At 57.4% G+C, this 22,715-nt stretch carries 21 protein-coding genes and 1 tRNA gene; 14 read left to right on the top strand and 8 right to left on the bottom strand.

Going from position 1 to position 22,715, the window contains the following annotated elements; translation table 11 throughout:
- Nucleotides 1–57: 57 nt before the first annotated feature.
- From AC1MEW_RS09170 to AC1MEW_RS09185, 4 genes are read right to left on the bottom strand one after another with little or no spacing between them, the layout of a single operon-like run.
- On the bottom strand, nucleotides 58–279 hold the full coding sequence (locus AC1MEW_RS09170; protein WP_322269576.1) for a formate dehydrogenase subunit delta: 222 nt from the start codon (nucleotides 277–279) through the stop codon (nucleotides 58–60).
- Entirely contained in the window at nucleotides 276–3,158 is a 2,883-nt protein-coding gene (gene fdhF, locus AC1MEW_RS09175) for a formate dehydrogenase subunit alpha (RefSeq protein ID WP_480426141.1), read from the bottom strand. Before fdhF ends, AC1MEW_RS09170 begins: the two co-directional genes overlap by 4 nt.
- Nucleotides 3,155–4,687 (bottom strand): formate dehydrogenase beta subunit, encoded by a 1,533-nt coding sequence (locus tag AC1MEW_RS09180; protein ID WP_480426142.1) that lies wholly within the window; start codon nucleotides 4,685–4,687, stop codon nucleotides 3,155–3,157. The genes fdhF and AC1MEW_RS09180 overlap by 4 nt, the downstream gene beginning before the upstream one ends.
- Nucleotides 4,684–5,160: a formate dehydrogenase subunit gamma gene (locus tag AC1MEW_RS09185; protein ID WP_322269572.1), complete on the bottom strand. Its 477-nt coding sequence runs from the start codon at nucleotides 5,158–5,160 to the stop codon at nucleotides 4,684–4,686. Before AC1MEW_RS09185 ends, AC1MEW_RS09180 begins: the two co-directional genes overlap by 4 nt.
- A gap of 431 nt (nucleotides 5,161–5,591) precedes the next feature.
- On the opposite strand from AC1MEW_RS09185, the gene AC1MEW_RS09190 reads away from it, so the two are divergent.
- The gene (locus tag AC1MEW_RS09190; RefSeq protein ID WP_480426143.1) at nucleotides 5,592–6,344 is read left to right on the top strand and encodes a hypothetical protein; all 753 of its coding nucleotides are present in this window, start codon (nucleotides 5,592–5,594) and stop codon (nucleotides 6,342–6,344) included.
- A gap of 36 nt (nucleotides 6,345–6,380) precedes the next feature.
- Nucleotides 6,381–6,749 (top strand): PH domain-containing protein, encoded by a 369-nt coding sequence (locus tag AC1MEW_RS09195; RefSeq protein ID WP_480426144.1) that lies wholly within the window; start codon nucleotides 6,381–6,383, stop codon nucleotides 6,747–6,749.
- Nucleotides 6,750–6,901: 152 nt separating this feature from the next.
- On the opposite strand, the gene AC1MEW_RS09200 is transcribed toward AC1MEW_RS09195, so the two are convergent.
- Nucleotides 6,902–7,213, bottom strand: coding sequence for a DUF3077 domain-containing protein (locus AC1MEW_RS09200; protein WP_480426145.1), 312 nt, complete (start codon nucleotides 7,211–7,213; stop codon nucleotides 6,902–6,904).
- 709 nt (nucleotides 7,214–7,922) lie between these two features.
- Between AC1MEW_RS09200 and AC1MEW_RS09205 the strand changes: the two genes are divergently transcribed.
- Nucleotides 7,923–9,491: an anti-phage dCTP deaminase gene (locus AC1MEW_RS09205; RefSeq protein ID WP_480426146.1), complete on the top strand. Its 1,569-nt coding sequence runs from the start codon at nucleotides 7,923–7,925 to the stop codon at nucleotides 9,489–9,491.
- Between the two features lie 412 nt (nucleotides 9,492–9,903).
- On the opposite strand, the gene AC1MEW_RS09210 is transcribed toward AC1MEW_RS09205, so the two are convergent.
- The gene (locus AC1MEW_RS09210; RefSeq protein WP_480426147.1) at nucleotides 9,904–10,233 is read right to left on the bottom strand and encodes a hypothetical protein; all 330 of its coding nucleotides are present in this window, start codon (nucleotides 10,231–10,233) and stop codon (nucleotides 9,904–9,906) included.
- Between the two features lie 164 nt (nucleotides 10,234–10,397).
- Nucleotides 10,398–10,482, bottom strand: a tRNA-Leu gene (locus AC1MEW_RS09215).
- Nucleotides 10,483–10,589: 107 nt separating this feature from the next.
- Here AC1MEW_RS09215 and queA point away from each other — a divergent pair.
- The 6 genes from queA to AC1MEW_RS09245 all read left to right on the top strand — a co-directional run bounded on the left by queA (nucleotide 10,590) and on the right by AC1MEW_RS09245 (nucleotide 16,683).
- Nucleotides 10,590–11,654: a tRNA preQ1(34) S-adenosylmethionine ribosyltransferase-isomerase QueA gene (gene queA / locus AC1MEW_RS09220; protein WP_480426148.1), complete on the top strand. Its 1,065-nt coding sequence runs from the start codon at nucleotides 10,590–10,592 to the stop codon at nucleotides 11,652–11,654.
- 5 nt (nucleotides 11,655–11,659) lie between these two features.
- Nucleotides 11,660–12,775, top strand: a complete 1,116-nt coding sequence (tgt, locus tag AC1MEW_RS09225) for a tRNA guanosine(34) transglycosylase Tgt (protein ID WP_201206781.1) — start codon at nucleotides 11,660–11,662, stop codon at nucleotides 12,773–12,775.
- A gap of 43 nt (nucleotides 12,776–12,818) precedes the next feature.
- Nucleotides 12,819–13,157 carry a preprotein translocase subunit YajC gene (gene yajC / locus AC1MEW_RS09230; RefSeq protein ID WP_201193698.1) on the top strand — a complete coding sequence of 113 codons (339 nt, stop codon included), beginning with the start codon at nucleotides 12,819–12,821 and terminating at the stop codon, nucleotides 13,155–13,157.
- A gap of 63 nt (nucleotides 13,158–13,220) precedes the next feature.
- Nucleotides 13,221–15,089, top strand: a complete 1,869-nt coding sequence (gene secD, locus AC1MEW_RS09235; protein ID WP_201206465.1) for a protein translocase subunit SecD — start codon at nucleotides 13,221–13,223, stop codon at nucleotides 15,087–15,089.
- 9 nt (nucleotides 15,090–15,098) lie between these two features.
- The gene (gene secF, locus AC1MEW_RS09240) at nucleotides 15,099–16,013 is read left to right on the top strand and encodes a protein translocase subunit SecF (protein ID WP_201206463.1); all 915 of its coding nucleotides are present in this window, start codon (nucleotides 15,099–15,101) and stop codon (nucleotides 16,011–16,013) included.
- Between the two features lie 121 nt (nucleotides 16,014–16,134).
- Nucleotides 16,135–16,683 carry a glycine zipper 2TM domain-containing protein gene (locus tag AC1MEW_RS09245; RefSeq protein ID WP_201193704.1) on the top strand — a complete coding sequence of 183 codons (549 nt, stop codon included), beginning with the start codon at nucleotides 16,135–16,137 and terminating at the stop codon, nucleotides 16,681–16,683.
- Nucleotides 16,684–16,933: 250 nt separating this feature from the next.
- Here the strand turns inward: AC1MEW_RS09245 and suhB are convergent, their stop codons facing one another.
- Nucleotides 16,934–17,749, bottom strand: coding sequence for a type III secretion system regulator SuhB (gene suhB, locus AC1MEW_RS09250; protein WP_008147729.1), 816 nt, complete (start codon nucleotides 17,747–17,749; stop codon nucleotides 16,934–16,936).
- A 146-nt stretch (nucleotides 17,750–17,895) separates the two neighbouring features.
- On the opposite strand from suhB, the gene trmJ reads away from it, so the two are divergent.
- From trmJ to AC1MEW_RS09275, 5 genes are all read left to right on the top strand, one after another.
- Nucleotides 17,896–18,666: a tRNA (cytosine(32)/uridine(32)-2'-O)-methyltransferase TrmJ gene (trmJ, locus tag AC1MEW_RS09255; protein ID WP_201206458.1), complete on the top strand. Its 771-nt coding sequence runs from the start codon at nucleotides 17,896–17,898 to the stop codon at nucleotides 18,664–18,666.
- 3 nt (nucleotides 18,667–18,669) lie between these two features.
- Nucleotides 18,670–19,446: a serine O-acetyltransferase gene (gene cysE, locus AC1MEW_RS09260; protein WP_149658082.1), complete on the top strand. Its 777-nt coding sequence runs from the start codon at nucleotides 18,670–18,672 to the stop codon at nucleotides 19,444–19,446.
- 323 nt (nucleotides 19,447–19,769) lie between these two features.
- Entirely contained in the window at nucleotides 19,770–20,741 is a 972-nt protein-coding gene (locus tag AC1MEW_RS09265) for an IS110 family RNA-guided transposase (protein ID WP_480423023.1), read from the top strand.
- 196 nt (nucleotides 20,742–20,937) lie between these two features.
- Nucleotides 20,938–21,429: a Fe-S cluster assembly transcriptional regulator IscR gene (gene iscR, locus AC1MEW_RS09270; protein WP_007956690.1), complete on the top strand. Its 492-nt coding sequence runs from the start codon at nucleotides 20,938–20,940 to the stop codon at nucleotides 21,427–21,429.
- A 50-nt stretch (nucleotides 21,430–21,479) separates the two neighbouring features.
- Nucleotides 21,480–22,694, top strand: a complete 1,215-nt coding sequence (locus AC1MEW_RS09275; RefSeq protein WP_059403380.1) for an IscS subfamily cysteine desulfurase — start codon at nucleotides 21,480–21,482, stop codon at nucleotides 22,692–22,694.
- The last annotated feature ends 21 nt before the right edge of the window (nucleotides 22,695–22,715 follow it).

Here is a 22,715-nt window from a genome sequence, read left to right on the forward strand (position 1 = left end):
TTTGAAATGATGGAAAGCCCCGAAAGCTCGGGGCTGACTCCAAGGAATCAAACGAACCTAAGCCTCCCAGCCCGCCCCGCTGACCGCCGCCTGCGCCAGCGGGTGCAAGTCGGCCCCATGATGCTCCGTCTGCCAGGCCAGCAATTCCTTGCGCATGCCGGGCGTCCAGTACATTTGCAGATGATTACGCACGCCGAGCACCGCCTGTTTCTGGTCAGGTTCACTGGCGAAGTATTGGGCGATCTGGTTGACCATTTTGATCAGGTTGTCAGTGCTCATCGGCGTACCTCGGCTTTGCCATCACTTGCATGGCGGCGGTCTTTAAGCAGACGGTCCTGTTCGTCGCTGAAGGCCTGATAGCGTTTTTGCCATTCGGAAGGGTGGTAGACGCGACTGACTTCCACGGCGGTGACCTTGTACTCCGGACAGTTGGTGGCCCAGTCGGAGTTGTCGGTGGTGATCACGTTGGCCCCCGATTCCGGGAAGTGGAAGGTGGTGTACACCACGCCTGGGGCGACCCGTTCGGTGACCCGCGCGCGCAGGACAGTTTGGCCGGCGCGGCTGCCGATGCCGACCCAGTCACCTTCGTTGATGCCACGGCTCTCCGCGTCGGTCGGGTGGATTTCCAGGCGGTCTTCGTCGTGCCAGGCGACGTTCTCGGTACGCCGGGTCTGGGCGCCGACGTTGTACTGGCTGAGAATGCGCCCGGTGGTCAGCAGAAGCGGGTAGCGATTGTTGACCTTTTCCTCGGTGGGCACATAACCGGTGAGCATGAAACGGCCTTTGCCGCGCACGAATTCTTCGATGTGCATGGTCGGTGTGCCGTCCGGTGCCGCCGCGTTGCACGGCCATTGCAGGCTGCCGTGGCGATCCAGGGAGGCGTAGCTGACGTTGGTGAAGGTTGGCGTCAGGCTGGCGATTTCATCCATGATGTCTGACGGGTGCTTGTAGCTCATCGTGTAACCCAGCGCGTTGGCCAGGGCCACCGTGCCTTCCCAGTCGGCCTTGCCGCCCAGCGGTTCCATGACTTTGCGCACGCGCGAAATGCGTCGCTCGGCGTTGGTGAAGGTGCCGTCTTTTTCCAGGAACGAGCTGCCCGGCAGGAACACGTGGGCGAACTTGGCGGTTTCGTTGAGGAAAATATCCTGCACCACGATGCATTCCATGGCCGACAGCGCCGCGGTCACGTGTTGGGTATTAGGGTCGCTCTGGGCAATGTCTTCGCCCTGGCAATACAGGCCCTTAAAGCTGCCGCTAAGGGCGGCCTCGAACATGTTGGGAATGCGCAGGCCCGGATCGGGTTGCAGGGTCACGTTCCAGGCCTGTTCGAACTGCGCCCGAACCACCTCGTTGGAGATGTGCCGGTAGCCGGGCAACTCGTGGGGGAAGGAGCCCATGTCGCAGGAGCCCTGAACGTTGTTCTGCCCACGCAGCGGGTTCACGCCCACGCCTTCGCGGCCGATGTTGCCCGTGGCCATGGCCAGGTTGGCGATGCCCATGACCGCCGTGCTGCCCTGGCTGTGCTCGGTGACGCCCAGGCCGTAGTAGATCGCTGCGTTGCCGCCGGTGGCATACAAACGGGCGGCGGCACGGATGTCGGCCGGGGCTACGCCGCAGATCTCGCCAAGGACTTCCGGCGAGTTTTCCGCGCGGCTGACCAACTCGCTCCAGCGGGCAAAATCGCTGCCCTCGCAACGGGCGTCGATAAAGGCCTGGTCAAGCAGACCCTCGGTGACGATGACGTGGGCCAGGGCGTTAAGCATGGCGACGTTGGTGCCCGGGCGCAGGGCCAAGTGCAGTTCGGCGCGGGCATGCGCCGAGTCCACCAGATCAATGCGTCGCGGATCGATGACGATCAGTCGCGCACCTTCACGCAGACGGCGTTTGAGCTGGGAAGCGAACACCGGGTGGGCGTCGCTGGGGTTGGCGCCCATCACCAGAATCACGTCGGCCTGCATCACCGAGTCGAAGCTCTGAGTGCCGGCCGATTCGCCCAGGGTTTGTTTCAGGCCATAGCCGGTCGGCGAGTGGCAGACCCGCGCGCAGGTGTCGACGTTGTTGTTGCCGAACGCGGCGCGCACCAGTTTTTGCACCAGATAGGTTTCTTCGTTGGTGCAGCGGCTGGAGGTGATGCCACCAATGGAGTCGCGGCCGTATTTTTGCTGCAAGCGGCGGAATTCGCTGGCGGCGTAGGTCACCGCTTCATCCCAGCTGACTTCCTGCCACGGATCGTTGATGTGGCTGCGGATCATCGGTTTGGTGATGCGATCCGGGTGGGTCGCGTAGCCCCAGGCAAAGCGTCCTTTGACGCAGGAATGACCATGGTTGGCCTGACCGTTCTTGTCCGGAACCATGCGCACCAGTTTGTCGCCCTTCATCTCGGCGCGGAACGAGCAGCCCACACCGCAATAGGCACAAGTGGTGATCACGCTGCGTTCGGGCTGGCCGAGTTCGACCACGCTTTTTTCCATCAGAGTCGCGGTCGGGCAGGCTTGCACACAGGCGCCGCAGGACACGCATTCCGAATCTAGGAAGTTATCGCCCCCGGCGGCCGCAACCCTGGATTCAAACCCGCGCCCGGTGATGGTCAGGGCAAAGGTACCCTGGGTTTCTTCGCAGGCGCGCACGCAGCGGTTGCAGACGATGCACTTGCTCGGGTCATAGTCGAAGTAAGGGTTGGACGTGTCCTTGACGTCGGCCAGATGGTTCTCACCTTCATAGCCGTAACGCACTTCCCGCAGGCCGACTTGGCCGGCGACGGTTTGCAGTTCGCAGTTGCCGTTGGCCGAACAGGTCAGGCAGTCCAGCGGGTGATCGGATATGTACAACTCCATAACATTCCGGCGCAACGTCGCGAGCTTTGGCGTCTGCGTGTGGACGCTCATGCCTTCAGTAACCGGCGTGGTGCAGGACGCCGGGTAACCGCGCATGCCGTCGATCTCCACCAGGCACATGCGGCAGGAGCCGAAGGCTTCCAGGCTGTCGGTGGCACACAGTTTCGGAATGGTTGTGCCCAGCAACGCGGCGGCGCGCATCACCGAAGTACCTTCGGGCACGCTGATGCTGCGGCCGTCGATGTTCAGCGTCACCTGCACGTCGCTTTCGCGAGCCGGAGTGCCCAGGTCGATATCGGTGTTCGGGTCGAAGAGAGTGATCATTGGTCGGCCTCCGAAGATTGCAGACCGAAGTCGGCGGGGAAGTGCTTGAGGGCGCTGACGACCGGAAAGGGGGCCATGCCGCCCAACGCGCACAGCGAACCGTATTGCATCGTGTCGCACAGGTCCTTGAGGATGATCACTTGCTCATCGCGAGCGCTCTGGTCAGGCGCGGCCAGCAGACGGTCGATCACCTCTACGCCACGGGTCGAACCGATACGGCACGGCGTGCACTTGCCACAGGATTCCTCGGCGCAGAACTGCAAGGCGAAGCGCGCCATGTGGGCCATGTCCAAGGTGTCGTCCGCCACCACCACACCACCGTGACCGAGCATCGCACCGATGCCGGCGAACGCTTCGTAATCCAGCGGCGTATCGAATTGCGAAGGTGGCACCCACGCGCCGAGCGGCCCGCCAACCTGCGCGGCCTTCAGCGGCCGGCCACTGGCGGTGCCGCCGCCGTAGTCTTCCACCAGTTCGCGCAGGGTCAGGCCAAAGGCTCGCTCCACCAAACCGCCGTGACGAATATTGCCTGCCAATTGGAAAGGCATCGTGCCCAGAGAACGGCCCATGCCGTAATCGCGATAGAACTGCGCGCCCTTGGCCAGAATCAGCGGCACCGAGGCCAGCGTCAGCACGTTGTGCACCAGGGTTGGCAAACCGAACAAACCCTTCAGAGCCGGGATCGGCGGCTTGGCGCGGACAATCCCGCGCTTGCCTTCGAGGGAGTCCAGCAGCGCGGTTTCTTCACCGCAGATATAGGCGCCGGCCCCGACCCGTACTTCCATATCGAAAGCCAGGCCGCTGCCGCCGACATTGGCGCCGAGGTAACCGTTGGCCCGGGCGATATCCAGCGCCTCGCGCAGGGTCGCCACGGCCTGTGGATATTCCGAGCGCACATAGATGTAGCCGTAACTGGCGCCGACGGTGATGCCGGCAATGGCCATGCCTTCGATCAGCAGGAAAGGATCGCCTTCCATCAGCATGCGATCGGCGAAAGTGCCGGAGTCGCCTTCGTCGGCGTTGCACACAATGTATTTCTGCGCAGCCTGGGTGGCGCGCACCGTGCGCCACTTGATCCCGGCTGGGAACGCTGCACCGCCTCGGCCACGCAGGCCTGAATCGAACACCGCAGTCGCGGTCTCATCGCCGCCAATATCGACGGCTCTTTTTAAGCCCTCGAAACCGCCGTGGGCCCGGTAATCGTCCAGCGACAATGGCCGGGTAATACCGGCGCGTGCGAACAGCAGGCGTTGTTGGGTCTTGAGATAAGGCAATTCTTCCACCAGACCCAAGGCCAGCGGATGGGCGGACGGCTCGCCTTTCAGGGCATCAAGCACCGAAGGCACATCGGCAGCGGTCAGCGGGCCGAAGCCGATCCGACCTTGCGGGGTGTCGACTTCCAGCAGCGGTTCCAGCCAATACAGGCCACGGGAACTGGTGCGTTGCAGGTCCAGACTGGCAAGGGCCAACGCCACCTCATCAGCACCCACGGCGCGGGCAAGAGAATCACAGGATAGATAGAGGCTCATACGTCCTCCCGGCAAGCATCAAGCAGGGCATCCAGACGCTCGGCACTGAGCCGCGCATGCACCTGACCATCCAGCTCCAGAGCGGGCGAACAGGCGCAGGCGCCGAGGCAATACACCGGACGCAAACTGATATTGCCGTCGGCACTGCTGCCGTGGTCGTCCAGTTGCAGACGTTCGCGCAACTGCGCCGCTAGCTGCTCGGCACCGCGACTCTTGCAGGACTCAGCCCGGCACAGACGCAGGATATGCCGGGCCGGCGGCGCGGTGCGGAAGTCATGGTAAAAACTGATCACCCCACGAATCTCGGCCTGACTCTGGTTCAGGGCGTGGGCAATCTCGGGAATGGCGGCATCGGGGATATAACCGATGCCCGCCTGAATTTCATGAAGAATCGGCAACAGTGCGCCCGCGGAGCCTTTATGGCGCTCCAGCAAGCTGTGAAGCATAGGCAGTTGCAACATCTCATCAGGCATACAGCATTCCTCACGGTCACGGACAAACCAGGCGGTTGTCGGTTGTCCGAAAGTGTCGGCTGCGGCGTTCACACCACGTCACGGTATCGTGGCATTTTCAGGCCGTTGGCCAGGCACCCTGATTGGGCATCTTGTTGGGCCCGGCGCGGTCTTTGCCGCACCTGTTCAGGGCATAAATTGCAGCTTGCCACGCTGGCATTGATTCAACTGTACAAAAGCGACGTGCTTGGTTCTTTCCACGACCACCCGTTAAGTCTAGAAGAGCACTGCCGAAGGCGCGCACTGTCTGAAATGATTTGTGGCACAAGCGCCGCACATCCGCCCACTACAGTGTGCAGGAATGGGTCTGTCCCCCCTTTGCTGTAAGTGGACGGCAAGACGGCAAAATAGTAGCGTCGCGCCACTTTCTTCATCTACGTAACGGACTACACATGCTCTCTGTCGCTCAAGCCACGCGCCTGTTCTGCGCGATCACTTTCACCGTCGTGATGACCCCAGCACTTGCCGACTGGGACTGGCAAGAATCCCCGGAATACGCCTGGAAGACTTACCTCTCCGATTGCCAGCAATTACAGCGATCAGTGACCGATGTGCAGGACGGGCGCAAGACGGCCAAGGATGTCGTGCCCAGTATCGAGAGTTATCTGCGAACCATTACGGTACATCGCAAGAACCTCGCCCAGCCAAGCCTCGGCTCCCCCGATTACGCCCGCTGCGAAAGCATCATCCCCCAAGTGAAAGACATAGCGGCCAAGGGCAGTGCAGAAAACGACGAGGCGCTGGATCAGCATTTTCGGCAAGCCCAGACCGATCACCTGAACTCCCCGGAATACAAGCGCGCTCGCTCGCTGGGCTTCAGCGACGTCGGCGAAATCGGGGCTCTCGACCAGCACGCTGAATTGGATGGCGAAGCGAATCTGAAGACCTTGATGATCAAAGTCGATGCTGGCTGCGGCAGCCATTTCCGCGCCGCGCAATACGTCAAACCCTATGTGATCTACATCGCTCATCGTTGGGATGGCAACTGCGCCGTCAATAGGCGCGTCGCAGTGCTGGGCGGTGAAACGGTGGAGCGAGGCGACAATATTGATGAGGACGGGATTTTTCAGTACGTGGGGTGGAAGACATTGAACGGAGCGGATGGATTTCCCATCGACATTCGAGTCGTAAAGGCGCTGAAGTAACCCGCAGGAATTTTTCTTCAAAGGAAGGATGGACAGATGATCGACTTCAACAACAAGGGCTTCTTCAAACTCAAGCAAAACGAAGAATACGCCCAACGCGTTACCGACCTTTTGCTCGACGGCGAACACGTCATCGACTCCTACAAATCCATGCGCGACGGCGTCGTGTTCACCAACAAACGCATCATCGCCGTCAACGTCCAGGGCATCACCGGCAGCAAAAAAGACTTCACCTCGTTGCCGTACAAAAACATCGTCGCGTACTCAGTGGAAACCTCCGGCACGTTCGACCTGGATTCAGAACTGGAGATCTACTTCTCGTCACTAGGCAAAGTGAAATTCGAATTCACCGGCAGAACATCAATGGTAGAAATCTCAAAACTGATCTCCCAACACGTCCTCTGACCCAAACACGAAAAAGCCCCGAAAACTCGGGGCTCCAACTGGCTAAACACAATCCAAAATGTGGGAGCGGGCTTGCTCGCGAAAGCGCCAGATCAGCCAACACCAAAACCAACTGACACAACCCCATCGCAAGCAACCCCATCCCCCAGCCGCTATTCCTCAGCCTTCTCCGCCGCCCGCTTAGACGACACCGTCGAAGCCCGCCCCCGCATCAACACCTTCACCGCATCATCAACCACCGCCTTACCCATCGACGTCAAATAATGCGCAGCCCAGGCGTGAGTATCAGTGTCTCTGTTGTAGGCAGCCTCTTTTGTGAGCGCCTTAGCCAGAAACAGAAAGTCAGAAGCCATGGACAACGCGTCGCCGAGCGGCACATCGCGGGTTACGTGGAATAGCGCGCGGTCTGAGCAGTAGAGGGCGGGGGTTAGGCCGATGGTTTTGAGTTCTGGGTGGTCAGTCATTGGGCATCTCCGGTGGTGGAGAGGCTGTGGGGCAGGGTGGAAGCGTTACGCGATTGGGAATTGCGTAGAGGGGAAAGCCAGATTTTGTACGGATTGATGCTGCGCATTGCAAAAGCTCCTTAATTTGAAGAGCCGCCACAATTCGTTACCAAGCGAATGGGTGGCAGCTGTGCGCAGGTTGGTAAACCGGGAAATCAAGGAAACCGGCACGTCCGAAGACGTCCCACGCACAGCCGCCATAACGCAGATCGCAGGCGAAAAAAAAGCGCCTGCGAACGCATGGCACTGTTGCGCAGTGATTTACCTCGGGTTACCAAGCCCGGTCGCTGAATTGGCAGCGACGGTGGGAGGGTATCGTGGAGATCCGCTTCCTGCAACCTTCGAAAGCCCTAGACAAAGTTCTTTTTGTTGAATTGCTCTGCGTGTGGGGAGGGCATAAAAAATGCCTACAGCCATTTCCGAAACGTCCTATATGCGCTCCTATTGCCTTCCTTTATTATCCCGAGTCTAGTGAACAGAGGGTAAAAATAAGCATGCAAAGCAGCAATTGAAGAATGATCGAGTTTTTAATTCTGAAATTGCATAAGCTGCCAAGCTTTTTCCAAGCTATAAGATAAACACTGATATATCTTTTATCGAAAGGGTAATCGGGTCAGTGGCGGCGTACCATAAATAAAAAAGTACAATTACAAAAAAAAGGATGTGGCTCATGGCAGCTGTCGAAGCAGGGCTTCGTGTAGTAGGAGGAACAAGCATTGGTAGCGGCTTTGATGACGTGCTTGCGATTGAAAAAACATTGACTCCACAAGTTGTAATCGCTTTGTGTGGCCCTTTGGGGACTCCGCTACATGAGGTTGCTCAAAGTTTCAAGGAGCTTTTGCTAAGTACGGATTACGGCTACGAATATGTAGAGATAATCAGGCTAAGTGACGAGATACGAAATCATAAAGGCATCGGCCCTGAAAGCTCAACCCAAGAGCTCATTGAAGCTGGAAATGAGTTGCGCAGAGATCATGGGAATGAAGTATTAGCGAAACTGGCGGTGAGGAGAATAAGTGTTGCCCGAGCCGCTGAGCAGGCGAAAGCTACCGCTGCAAAAAAATCTGAACATCCTGACCTATTTAATGATGATGCAGATGATGTATTAGTCCCGAATGTGACACTGAAATGGTGTCATATTATTGATTCTGTGAAGCATGTCGACGAGCTACGTCTGTTGCGATCGATCTATGGAGAGATGTTGTATGTAGTAGGTGTCTATTCTCCTATAGAAATGCGCATAGCTAGACTTGAGAGTGAATCAAAGAATGAGAAAATCCATGATTTGATTGATCGTGATTCAGGCGAAGAGATAGACCACGGTCAGCGCGTTGAGGATACATTCCCGCAATCCGATTTTTTTCTGCGCGTTGAGAAAACAACCGATTCACATCGAATTAGTAGAGTAAGGCGCTTTTTGGATTTGATGCTGGGGACCGTAATTGCAACTCCGACAGTTAATGAACGCGCAATGTATGCTGCTTTTTCGGCAGCTAGGAGTTCAGCGTGCCTTTCCAGGCAAGTTGGTGCTGCAATTACTAGTAAAGAAGGGGAGTTGATATCGACAGGGTGGAATGATGTTCCTAAAGCATTCGGTGGGCTGTATCAGACAGAGGGTGATGGGCTCAGTTCTGATGAGGATCGTCGGTGTTGGAATATGGGGGGTGGTGTTTGTTCAAATGATCAGGAAAAGAAGGCAATATCTAACTTCATTGTGGATAAGCTGATTGAGTCGGAAATCATACCTGCTGATAAAAAGGACGCGGCTTTATTAGTTATTAGAAGTAAAACTCAACTTAAGAGTTTGATTGAATTCTCTAGAGCGGTACATGCTGAAATGCACGCTTTGCTCAATGCTGGGGCAACAGACGGCGCAAAAATTCGAAATGGGAAATTATTTGTCACCACTTATCCCTGCCATTCGTGTGCAAGGCATTTGGTAGCAGCGGGAATTAAAGAAGTGATTTTTCTTGAGCCTTACCGTAAGAGTCTTGCTACCAGATTGCATCAGGATGCTATAACTGAGAATGAGAGTGATACATCGAAGGTGCGGGTGCTCCCTTTCGATGGCGTGGCGCCATCGCGGTTCCTCAAATTCTTTTCCGCCCATCCCGCTGGTCGGAAAAAAGATGGGCGCATGATCCTAAGAGATGCGGAACCAGTGGCACGTATCTCAATGGAGGCGGTCTCTACTCTTGAAGGATTGGTGGTGAAGGGACTAGAATCCTGCCGCCTTTAAAGGCCAGTAGCGAAGGAGCTTGTGTATGGATCGGTTAGAAGAAAAACGCGAAGCTGAGACAATGGCGCAGCTATCCTTCTGTTTTGAGGCCGTAAGCTCCGCAAAAATTGTCAGCGCTGTGGGTGGTTGCGAGGCTGACTTCACTCCGAGGGCAATCGCAGATGTTGTTCCTGTACGAAGTGTAGTGTTGTCTTTCCCGCAAAACCGGTGCTTGTCCGGTTCTCAGGCACAGCTAATCCAACGAATTCTCCAGCGCTCTCGTTTTTTTTGAGACGTTCCATTTAGAGAATCGAGAATGATCACATTTTCCTCGTTTGTTCATCGTGGGAAATGTGGGCTCGCTGTGGGGTCAGGCAATCAAATTTAGCGTGTGCAGTGGATCGGGATTTCTGGTTTTCACTCGGACGAGCATTCACAAAATTTCGTTCAGGTAATCCTTGAGCGCAATGACCGGCATTTCAAGCTGCTCCATCGTCCGCGCATTGCCAAAATCAACAGCCAAGCGATTCAACTCCCGCCCCAACGGTGTACCAGCACCCCCTATAGCCTCCAGCGCCAAACCAACACAATGCATCACCCGAAACTGAATCCCCTCAACATCCCCCCGCCGCACCAACAACCCAAAAACCTCCCGCTCATAATCACTCATGATCGGATCATCCCGCAGAATCGGGCTTTCCCCCTCCCGCTCGTAAGCCAGCTTGAGGGCGAATAGGGCAACGGTTTCCAGTGGCAATTCCATTGTGTGAATCCTTGATTCGTTAGCCGGGAGGTTTCGGGTTGTGGCGTTGAAAAGCAAGATCAAAAGATCGCAGCCTTCGGCAGCTCCTACGCGACAGCGGTGAGTTGGCTCACTTTTCTACAGGCGAAAAAAAAGGCCTTGCAAAGCAAGACCTTTCTTAATTTTGGTGCCCCGAGGGAGACTCGAACTCCCACTTCTTGCGAAAACGGATTTTGAATCCGCCGCGTCTACCAATTCCGCCATCAGGGCTTAATGGCCGCGGAGTATAGAGATGAGATTACCGTTGGTCAATCAGGTACATAGAGAATTTTCACTATTTCGGCTAGACTCCCGGCCCCTGCTAGACGAACTCCATCATGCGCGTTGCTGACTTTACTTTCGAACTCCCTGATTCGCTGATCGCTCGCCACCCTTTGGCCGAGCGTCGCAACAGTCGCCTGTTGACCCTGGATGGGGTCAGCGGCGCCCTGGCACACCGTCAATTCACTGATTTGCTCGAGCATTTGCGCCCGGGCGATTTGATGGTGTTCAACAATACCCGGGTGATTCCGGCGCGGCTGTTTGGCCAGAAGGCTTCCGGCGGCAAGCTGGAAATCCTGGTGGAGCGGGTGCTCGACAGTCATCGCGTGCTGGCCCATGTGCGGTCCAGCAAGTCGCCCAAGCCCGGTACGAAGATCCTGATCGACGGCGGCGGCGAGGCAGAAATGCTGGCGCGGCACGATACGTTATTCGAGTTGGGCTTCACCGAAGAGGTGTTGCCGCTGCTCGATCGTGTCGGGCACATGCCGCTGCCTCCTTATATAGATCGCCCGGACGAAGGTTCGGACCGCGAGCGTTATCAGACCGTGTACGCCGAGCGCCTCGGCGCAGTGGCGGCGCCGACGGCGGGGCTGCATTTCGATCAGCCGTTGCTGGATGCGATTGCCGCCAAGGGCGTCGAGACGGCGTTCGTGACCTTGCACGTCGGTGCGGGGACGTTCCAGCCGGTGCGGGTCGAGAAGCTTGAAGACCACCACATGCATAGCGAATGGCTGGAAGTCGGCCAGAACGTGGTGGATGCGGTCGCTGCCTGCCGCGCGCGCGGTGGTCGGGTGGTGGCGGTGGGGACCACCAGCGTGCGTTCCCTGGAAAGCGCCGCCCGCGATGGCGTGCTCAAGCCGTTCAGTGGCGACACTGACATCTTTATCTACCCGGGCCGGCCGTTTCATGTAGTCGATGCCCTGGTCACCAACTTCCATTTGCCTGAATCCACGCTGTTGATGCTGGTTTCGGCGTTCGCCGGTTATCCCGAAGCCATGGCTGCCTATAAAGCAGCGGTGGAGCATGGTTACCGCTTTTTCAGCTACGGTGATGCGATGTTTATCACCCGTAATCCTGCGCCGACTGCCCCTAAAGAATCGGGCCCAGAGGAAACTGTATGAGTCGTATGTCGTTTGAACTGCTGGCCACTGACGGCAAGGCTCGTCGCGGTCGTTTGACCTTCCCGCGCGGTACCGTCGAGACCCCGGCTTTCATGCCGGTGGGCACGTATGGCACCGTGAAGGGCATGTTGCCGAGGGATATCACCGCCACCGGCGCGGAAATCATTCTGGGCAACACCTTCCACTTGTGGTTGCGTCCTGGCACTGAAGTGATCAAGAAGCACGGCGACCTGCACGATTTCATGCAGTGGAAAGGCCCGATTCTTACAGACTCCGGCGGTTTTCAGGTGTTCAGCCTGGGCGCGATGCGCAAGATCAAGGAGGAGGGCGTGACCTTCGCCTCTCCGGTTGATGGCGCCAAAGTGTTCATGGGCCCGGAAGAGTCGATGCAGGTCCAGCGTGACCTGGGCTCTGACATCGTGATGATTTTCGACGAATGCACCCCGTACCCGGCTGACGAAGACGTTGCCCGTGTGTCCATGGAGCTCTCGCTGCGCTGGGCCCAGCGTTCGAAAAACGCCCATGGCGACAACACGGCGGCGCTGTTCGGCATCGTTCAGGGCGGCATGCACCAGGACCTGCGCATGCGCTCCCTGGAAGGCCTCGACAAGATCGGCTTTGATGGCCTGGCCATTGGCGGCCTGTCGGTGGGCGAGCCCAAGCACGAAATGATCAAGGTGCTGGATTACCTGCCGGGCATGATGCCGGCTGACAAACCTCGTTACCTTATGGGCGTTGGCAAACCGGAAGATCTGGTTGAGGGTGTGCGCCGCGGTGTGGACATGTTCGATTGCGTGATGCCAACCCGTAATGCCCGCAACGGGCATCTGTTCATTGATACAGGCGTGCTGAAGATCCGTAACGCGTTCCATCGCCATGATGATACGCCGCTGGATCCGACCTGCGATTGCTACACCTGCCAGAACTTCTCCCGTGCTTATCTGCACCATCTGGACAAGTGCGGCGAAATGCTGGGTAGCATGTTGAATACCATCCACAATTTGCGCCATTACCAGGTGCTTATGGCTGGTTTGCGCGAGGCTATTCAACAGGGTACATTGGCCGCCTTTGTCGATGCCTTCTACGCCAAACGCGGGCTACCTGTTCCGCCTTTGGACTGAGTTTTCTGACCCCAAGATTCAACATTTGCAACTGGAGTGCTAAATGAGCTTTTTTATCTCTAATGCCATGGCCGATGGTGCTGCACCCGCAGCTGCAGGCCCAATGGGCGGCGGCTTTGAGTGGATTTTCCTGGTCGGCTTCCTGGTCATCTTCTACCTGATGATCTGGCGTCCACAGGCCAAGCGCGCCAAAGAGCAGAAGAACCTGCTGGGTAGCCTGCAAAAAGGCGACGAAGTTGTGACCACCGGTGGTATCGCCGGCAAGATCACTAAAGTGGCTGATGACTTCGTGGTTCTGGAAGTTTCCGACACCGTGGAAATGAAGTTCCAGAAAGGCGCCATCGCCGCCACGCTGCCAAAAGGCACGCTAAAAGCGATCTAAGTTTCAACTTCTACTCAATCGACGGGGCGCGCAAGGCGCCCCGCGTCATAAGCGGGCGGCGTGATGCTGAACAAATACCCTCTGTGGAAATACATTCTGATCCTGGCGGTGCTGGCGGTCGGTCTGATTTATTCCGCTCCCAATCTTTATCCTGATGACCCGGCCATTCAGGTCAGCGGTGCAAGTACTGCACTGTTGGTCAATCAGGCTGATCTGGACCGTGTGAGCACTGCGCTCAAAGAGTCCGGGATCAACGTCAAGGCAGCCACGCTGTCGGCGAACGGCAAGGGCGGCCTGATCCGTCTGACCAAGGCTGAAGACCAGCTGCCGGCCAAAGACGTAGTGCGCAAGGCATTGGGTGATGACTACGTCGTTGCACTGAACCTGGCACAAACCACCCCGCAATGGCTGCGCAGCCTCGGCGCGCACCCGATGAAGCTGGGTCTGGACTTGTCCGGTGGTGTGCACTTCCTGCTGGAAGTGGATATGGACAAAGCCCTCGACGCCCGCCTGAAAGTCTACGAAGGCGACGTCAAGAGCCTGTTGCGTAAAGAGAAACTGCGCTATCGCAGCCTGCCGCAACTCAATGGTGCCATTCAGCTGGGCTTCACTGATGAAGCAACCCGCGAACAGGCCCGTGCGCTGGTCCGCAAGAGCTTCAACGATTTCGACATTGTTCCGGCCGATCTCAATGGTCAACCGGTGCTGCGTCTGGCGATGACCCCGGCCAAGCTGGCGGAAATCCGTGAATACTCCATCAAGCAGAACTTGACCACGGTACGTAACCGCGTCAACGAACTGGGTGTTGCCGAACCGATTGTTCAGCGTCAGGGTGCCAACCGCATCGTGGTTGAGCTGCCGGGCGTGCAGGACACCGCAGAAGCCAAGCGTATCCTCGGCAAGACGGCCAACCTCGAGTTTCGTCTGGCTGCTGAGCCAGGTGCTTCGAAAGCCACTTCCGAAACCTTCGAGTTCCGTGAAGGCAAGCGTCCGCCGGCACAGATCGAGCGTGGCCTGATCATCACCGGTGACCAGGTAACTGACGCCAAGGCTGGCTTCGGCGAGCACGGCACGCCAGAAGTGAACATCCGTCTGGATGGTCATGGTGGCGAGCTGATGAGTCGTGCGACTCGCAGCAACGTCGGTCGCAGCATGGCGGTGATCTTCATCGAACAGCGTCCTGTCACCACCTACACCAAGCAATTGGTTGATGGTGTCGAGAAAGACGTCGCGGTTCAAACGTTCAAAGAAGAGAAGAAGATCATCAGCCTGGCGACCATCCAGTCGCCACTGGGTGCTCAGTTCCGTATTACTGGCCTGAACGGTCAGGGCGAGTCGTCCGAACTGGCGCTGCTGTTGCGTGCCGGTGGTCTGGCTGCACCAATGTACTTCGCTGAAGAGCGCACCATTGGCCCGAGCCTGGGTGCTGACAACATCACCAAGGGTATCGATGCATCGCTGTGGGGCATGCTGTTTGTCTCGCTGTTCATCATCGCCATTTACCGTTTCTTCGGCATCATCGCCACCGTCGCTCTGGGCGTGAACATGGTGCTGCTGCTGGCCTTGATGTCGCTGCTGGGTGCAACGCTGACCCTGCCGGGTATCGCCGGTATCGTGCTGACCATGGGTATGGCGGTCGACGCCAACGTACTGATTTTCTCGCGTATTCGTGAAGAGATCGCGGCAGGCATGACGGTACAACGGGCAATCAACGAAGGCTTCGGCCGGGCATTCACCGCGATTCTCGACGCCAACCTGACAACATTGTTGGTCGGCGGGATTCTCTTTGCGATGGGCACCGGTCCCGTCAAAGGCTTCGCAGTGACCATGTCCCTCGGGATCTTTACCTCGATGTTCACGGCCATCATGGTGACCCGCGCGATGGTCAACCTGATCTTCGGCGGTCGGGACTTCAAGAAGTTGTGGATTTAAGGGGCTGCCATGTTACGTACAATCAACTTCATGGGCGTTCGCAACTTCGCGTTCGGCGTCACATTGTTCCTTACGGCGCTGGCCATTTTCAGCGTCGTCCACAAGGGCATGAACTGGGGGCTGGATTTCACCGGTGGTACGCTCATTGAGCTGACCTACGAGCATCCAGCCGATGTCACCAAGGTGCGTGAGCAACTGACTTCGGCGGGTTACCACGAAGCCATCGTTCAGAGCTTTGGTGCGACCACCGATCTGCTCGTGCGTATGCCGGGTGAAGACCCGCAACTGGGTCACCAGGTGGCCGATGCCTTGAAAAAGGTCGGCGGCGATAACCCGGCCGAGGTCAAGCGTGTCGAGTTCGTCGGCCCGCAGGTAGGTGAAGAGCTGCGCGACCAGGGCGGCCTCGGCATGCTGATGGCGCTGGGCGGCATCCTGATCTACCTGGCTTTCCGCTTTCAGTGGAAGTTCGCGGTCGGCGCCATTGTTTCGCTGATCCACGACGTGATCGTGACCGTCGGTATCCTGTCGTTCTTCCAGATCACCTTCGATTTGACGGTCCTGGCGGCGGTGCTGGCGATTATCGGGTACTCGCTCAACGACACCATCGTGGTATTCGACCGGGTTCGTGAGAACTTCCGTGTACTGCGCAAGGCCAGCCTGATCGAGAACATCAACATCTCGACCACGCAAACCCTGCTGCGGACCATGGCGACGTCGATCTCCACCTTGCTGGCGATCTCGGCGCTGTTGTTCTTCGGTGGCGACAACCTGTTCGGCTTCTCGATCGCCCTGTTCATCGGTGTTCTGGCGGGTACCTACTCGTCGATCTACATCGCGAACGTGGTGCTGATCTGGCTGAACCTGAACAGCGAGGATTTGATTCCTCCTGCGGCTACCGAGAAGGAAATCGACGACCGTCCATAACGGCCATCGTTTTTCCAGCTGTTAGCCAAAAAAGGCGCGAGTTGAACTCGCGCCTTTTTTTATGCTCCAAGGCTGGGAGAAGCGCGGGCAATGACCCGCATGTGATGGTCAGGAGGTTCATGTGAACAAGTCGTTACTGGTTGGTGCGGTATTGGGTGCTGTCGGTGTGACTGCCGGGGGTGCTGTTGCCACCTACAGCCTGGTAAAAAGCGGCCCTGAGTATGCGCAAGTTCTGGCGGTTGAGCCGGTCAAGACACAGATCAAGACTCCACGTGAAGTGTGCAAGGACGTTGCAGTGACTCGGCAAGCGCCAGTCAAGGATCAGCATCAGATCATGGGCACAGTGCTCGGTGCTGTCGGTGGTGGTCTGTTGGGCAATATGGTTGGTGGCGGTAATGGCAAGAAGCTTGCCACCGTTGCGGGCGCTGTTGGCGGCGGATATGCCGGTAACAAGGTTCAGGAAGGCATGCAGAACCGTGATACCTACACCACGACGCAAACTCGGTGTAATACGGTGAACGACATCAGCGACAAGGTTGTCGGCTACGACGTCCGTTACTCGCTGGACGGCAAGGAAGGCAAAGTGCGGATGGATCGCGATCCGGGCAACCAGATTCCGGTCGATAAAGAAGGCAAGCTGGTTTTGTCGCAGAACGAACCGGCTCAGTGATGAGCTGATTGCCAGAATCAAAAAGAAGCACCTGAAAGGGTGCTTTTTTGTGCCCGCTATTTTCGCAGCGCCACTAACCCCTGTGGGGGCGGGCTTGCTCGCGAATGCGGTGTATCAGTCGACATGGATGTTGAATGACAGACTGCATTCGCGAGCAAGCCCGCTCCCACATTGGGTTTTGTGGTGGTCTTGAAGGCAAATTCCAGGCATAAAAAAAGCACCCCGAAGGGTGCTTTTTTGTAGCGCTCGCTTAGCGTTTCAGCGAAGCCGGCAGGTGAGGCTGGATGGCCGTCAGAACTGCTTTGAAGCATTTGGTGTTGCCAGCAACGACGTGGCCTTTTTCAAGGAAGTCGTGACCGCCGGTGAAGTCGCTCACCAAGCCGCCGGCTTCCTGGATCAGCAGGGCGCCTGCAGCCATGTCCCACTCGGACAAGCCCGACTCCCAGAATGCGTCGAAACGACCGGCAGCCACGTAGGCCAGGTCCAGGCTAGCCGAGCCGGCGCGACGGATGCCGGCGGTCTGGCCAACCAGGGCGCGGAACATGCCCAGGTAGTTGTCGAGGTTGTCCATCTGGTCGTCACGGAACGGGAAGCCGGTACCCAGCAGGGCGCCGTCGAGGCTGGTGCGACCGCTGACGCGCAGGCGACGACCGTTCAGTTGAGCGCCGCGACCACGGCTGGCAGTGAATTCTTCCTGGCGAACCGGGTCCAGAACAACAGCGTGTTCCAGGCGACCGCGGTATTTGCAGGCGATGCTGACAGCGAAGTGAGGAATGCCGCGCAGGAAGTTGGTGGTGCCGTCCAGCGGATCGATGATCCACAGGTATTCTTCGCCTTCGCCGCTACCTGGGTGCATACCGGTTTCTTCACCGAGAATGCCATGGGTAGGGTAGGCCTTGCGCAGCGCGTCGATGATTTTCTGTTCGGCGGCGCGATCCACCTCGGATACGTAATCCTTGGCGTCTTTTTCGTCGACCTTGATGGTATCCAGGCGCTCGATGGAGCGGAAGATCAATTCACTGGCGCTGCGGGCGGCGCGCAGCGCGATATTCAGCATGGGCTGCATGGATGTGTCACCTAAGGTTGTTAAAGAAAGCCGGGCATTCTATCAGAAAGTTTCTACAGGTGAAGGTCGGTGTTCGCTTTCATAGCTTAACGGTAGGTTGAGCTGTAAGATTCGGCTCCCTAATTTAGTGTTCGAGATCGCCTCCCGTGCTGCAAAACATTCGTGTCGTCCTGGTCAATACCAGCCATCCCGGCAATATCGGCGGGGCTGCGCGTGCCATGAAGAACATGGGCCTGTCGCGGCTGGTGCTGGTCGAACCGCGGTTGTTCCCGCATCACGAGGCCGATGCTCGTGCCTCCGGTGCCGGTGACATCCTTGAAAACGCGCAAGTCGTCGCCACCTTGGAAGATGCCTTGGTCGGTTGCAATCTGGTGCTCGGCACCAGTGCTCGTGACCGCCGCATTCCCTGGCCGCTGCTCGATCCCCGCGAATGCGGTGTGAAAGTGGTCGAGGAGGCTGCGCAGGGTGCCGAGATTGCCTTGGTCTTTGGTCGTGAAGATTCCGGCCTGACCAATGAAGAGCTGCAGCGATGTCATTATCACGTGCACATCCCATCAGACCCTGAGTTCAGCTCGCTGAACCTTGGGGCGGCGGTGCAGGTGTTGAGTTATGAAGTGCGCATGTCCTGGCTCGCAGCCGCGGGTCAGCCGAGCAAGGTCGAGAAGGATGAAGTGGCGTCCACCAAGAGTGGTGAATTGGCGACCATGGATGAGCTGGAGCGATTCTATGAGCACCTGGAGCAAACCCTGGTGGCCATTGAATTTCTCGATCCGGAAAAGCCGCGACACTTGATGGCGCGCCTGCGTCGGTTGTACGGACGAAGCTCGGTCAGCCGGGCGGAAATGAATATATTGCGTGGCATCCTCACGGAAACCCAGAAAGCGGCCCGTGGTGAGCTTCTTAAGCGGAAGGATTGAAAAATGTTTGAGCGTTTGCGTGAAGATATCCAGAGTGTTTTCCACCGTGATCCGGCAGCGCGTAACGCTTTTGAAGTCCTGACTTGCTACCCCGGCATGCATGCCATCTGGATTCATCGCCTGTCGTCAGCCCTATGGGGTATGGGCTGGAAGTGGCTGGCGCGTCTGGTCTCGAATTTTGGCCGATGGTTGACCGGGATTGAGATTCATCCGGGCGCCAAGGTCGGTCGTCGTTTCTTTATTGACCATGGCATGGGCATTGTCATCGGTGAGACCGCCGAAATCGGCAACGACGTCACCCTTTATCAGGGTGTGACCCTCGGTGGCACCAGTTGGAACAAGGGCAAGCGTCACCCGACCCTCGAAGACGGGGTTGTGGTGGGGGCGGGCGCCAAGGTGCTCGGGCCATTCACGGTCGGCGCCGGGGCCAAGGTCGGTTCCAATGCAGTGGTGACCAAGGCTGTTCCGCCGGGTGCGACGGTCGTCGGGATTCCAGGGCGGATCATCGTCAAGTCCGATGAAGAGCAAGATGCCAAGCGCAAGGCAATGGCCGAGAAGATCGGCTTCGATGCTTATGGCGTCGGTGAAGACATGCCGGACCCGGTGGCGCGTGCCATTGGTCAGTTGCTGGATCACCTGCAGGCGGTCGATGGTCGTCTGGAGGGGATGTGCGGTGCCTTGAAGGATCTGGGCAGTAATTACTGCGCCAAGGATTTGCCTGAACTGCGTGAAGAAGACTTCGCCTGCGTAAAAGGCAAAGACGAAACCAAGGCCGGCTGATGCCTGTGGAGCTGCCGAAGGCTGCGATCTTTTGACTTTGCTTTTCAAAGGCGAAGATCAAAAGATCGCAGCCTTCGGCAGCTCCTTGTATCTCGACTATTGCTCCGTCAGGAGCGATAGTTCTCGACTGATCATCGAGGGAGGGACCTGGAAGCCGTGCAGCTCCTTAGGCTTTTTGCCTGTGACGTAGATCGTGCTCCAACCCTCCGCACTCACTCGTATAGTTCGAACGGTATCTTGGGCCCGCCTCTGGCTAGAGCCCGCATTCGCAAGGTCGGACAGAGTGCAGTGATGATCGCAATTGATCTGATTGGGAGAGTGTTATGTCCAGTTTCGTCGGCGTCGATGTCGCTAAAAACACCTTTGATATCGCTACACATCTGCCAAATGGCAAGCATAAAACCAAGGCCAAACTGGCTAACAATTCCAAGGGTTTCAAAGAGTTTGAAGTTTGGTTGCAGAAGCAGGCCGAGCCTTCGACCCTGATCGTGATGGAAGCGACCAGTGTCTATCATCTGGAGCTCGCCGAGTTCGTCTACAACAAGGGTTATCGGGTCTGCGTGGTGAATCCGGCCACGACTCACGCGTATGCGGGCAGCGAGTTACGTCGGATCAAAACCGACAAGAGTGATGCCAAGCTGATCGCCGACTTCGCTAAAGAAAAAAATGAAAAGCTCAAGCTTTGGGCTCCGGAACCGCTGAAGTTCCGCCAACTGAAGGCCATGGTTCGTCGCCTGGATGACCTTCAAGAGATGGAGCAAATGGAGCGTAATCGTCTGGACGTGTCCGACGAAAAGGTCAAAGAGTCGATCAACTCGGTGATTGGCCACATCGAAAAAGAAATCGTTGAAACCCACAAGGCGATCAAAAAACATATCGATGACGACCCCGACATGCGCCAGATGCGCGACTTGGTCGTGACCATCGACGGCATTGGCGAGAAAACGCTTGAGCGGTTGCTGGCTGAGCTGGGCGACCTGCGCAAGTACGACGACCCTCGAAAACTTGTCGCGGCTGCTGGCCTGAATCCAGAACTCCAGGAATCAGGGCTCCTCAAGGGCCGCAGCCCGATCTCGAAGATCGGCTCAGCGCGCTTGCGCGCAGGCCTATACATGCCGGGCTTGGTCGCGTTGCAACACAACAAAGCAATAATCGCCATGAAAGATCGCCTGAAGGCCAACGGCAAGGCCCCCAAGCAGATCATCTGTGCTGCCATGCGCAAGCTGCTGCATTACGTTTACGCAGTGCTCAAATCGGGCCAGCCATATGACCCTGAATTTGCGCTTGCTCGGTGAGATTCAAGACGGTATCTACGTAGGTCGTGATCATGCAATGGCACGGCGCTGACCGGTGTGCCATTAGGCTGCAGACCCTGATATGATGCGCGCGCTCTTTTGCGGGTAAACCTGACTAAAGTACTAGGTCTTATAGTTGACTTAAATACTCGGGAATTGCATACTCGCCCCATTCCGAACTCCGTGGTAATTGTCCATGAGACTGACTACAAAAGGCCGATACGCCGTGACCGCCATGCTTGACCTGGCGTTGCATGCGCAGCACGGGCCGGTGTCCCTGGCCGATATCTCCGAGCGCCAAGGCATCTCCCTGTCCTACCTTGAACAGCTTTTCGCCAAATTGCGTCGTAGCAATCTGGTCTCCAGTGTTCGTGGTCCGGGCGGTGGCTACCAACTGTCCCGCGACATGCAGGGCATCCAGGTCGCCCAAGTGATCGATGCGGTAAACGAATCGGTCGATGCAACCAAATGCCAGGGCCAAGGTGATTGCCATTCCGGCGATACCTGTCTGACCCACCACTTGTGGTGCGATCTGAGCCTGCAGATTCACGAATTTCTGAGCGGTATCAGCTTGGCTGACCTTGTAACTCGCCGTGAGGTGCAAGAAGTAGCCCAGCGTCAGGATCAGCGCCGTTGCAATGGCAAGGCGCCACGCCTGGACAAGATTGAAGCGTCCGCCGTCGAATGACAGCCAAAGAGCAAGCGGCACGCCAGCCAGCCTGATTTAGGAGATAGTCCATGAAATTGCCGATTTACCTTGATTACTCTGCGACCACCCCGGTTGATCCGCGTGTCGCGCAAAAGATGAGTGAATGCCTGCTGGTCGACGGAAACTTCGGTAACCCGGCGTCCCGTTCCCATGTGTTCGGCTGGAAAGCTGAAGAGTCCGTCGAAAACGCCCGTCGTCAGGTCGCAGATCTGGTCAACGCCGACCCGCGTGAAATCGTCTGGACCTCTGGTGCCACCGAATCCGACAACCTGGCAATCAAGGGTGCGGCGCATTTCTATGCGACCAAAGGCAAACACCTGATCACCACCAAGATTGAGCACAAGGCTGTCCTCGACACCATGCGCCAACTGGAGCGTGAAGGCTTCGAAGTGACCTACCTCGAGCCTCAGACTGATGGTCTGGTAACGCCTGCAATGATCGAAGCAGCACTGCGTGACGACACCATCCTGGTTTCGGTCATGCACGTGAACAACGAAATCGGCACCATCAACGACATCGCAGCCATCGGCGAACTGACCCGCTCCAAGGGCATTCTGTTCCACGTTGACGCGGCTCAGTCCACCGGCAAGGTTGATATCGACCTGTCGAAGCTGAAAGTCGACATGATGTCGTTCTCTGCCCACAAAACCTACGGCCCTAAAGGCATCGGCGCGCTGTACGTCAGCCGCAAGCCGCGTGTTCGCATCGAAGCGACCATGCATGGCGGCGGTCACGAACGTGGCATGCGTTCCGGCACCCTGGCGACTCACCAAATCGTCGGCATGGGTGAAGCCTTCCGTGTAGCCAAGGAAGACATGGCTGCCGAGAACGTGCGCATCAAAGCCCTGAGCGACCGCTTCTTCAAGCAGGTCGAAGGCCTGGAAGAGCTGTACATCAACGGCAGCATGACCGCCCGCGTACCGCACAACCTGAACCTGAGCTTCAACTACGTTGAAGGCGAGTCGCTGATCATGGCCCTCAAGGATCTGGCGGTTTCGTCCGGTTCGGCCTGCACCTCGGCCTCCCTTGAGCCTTCGTACGTACTGCGCGCCCTGGGCCGCAACGACGAACTGGCACACAGCTCGATTCGCTTCACCTTCGGCCGTTTCACCACCGAAGAAGAAATCGACTACGCCGCGCAGAAAGTCTGCGAGGCCGTTACCAAGCTGCGCACTTTGTCGCCGCTGTGGGACATGTACAAAGACGGTGTCGACATTTCGAAAATCGAGTGGGCGGCACACTGATTTCAAGTCGCCGCAAACCGG

The sequence above is a fragment of the Pseudomonas sp. ASL4 genome (genome assembly GCF_056680395.1).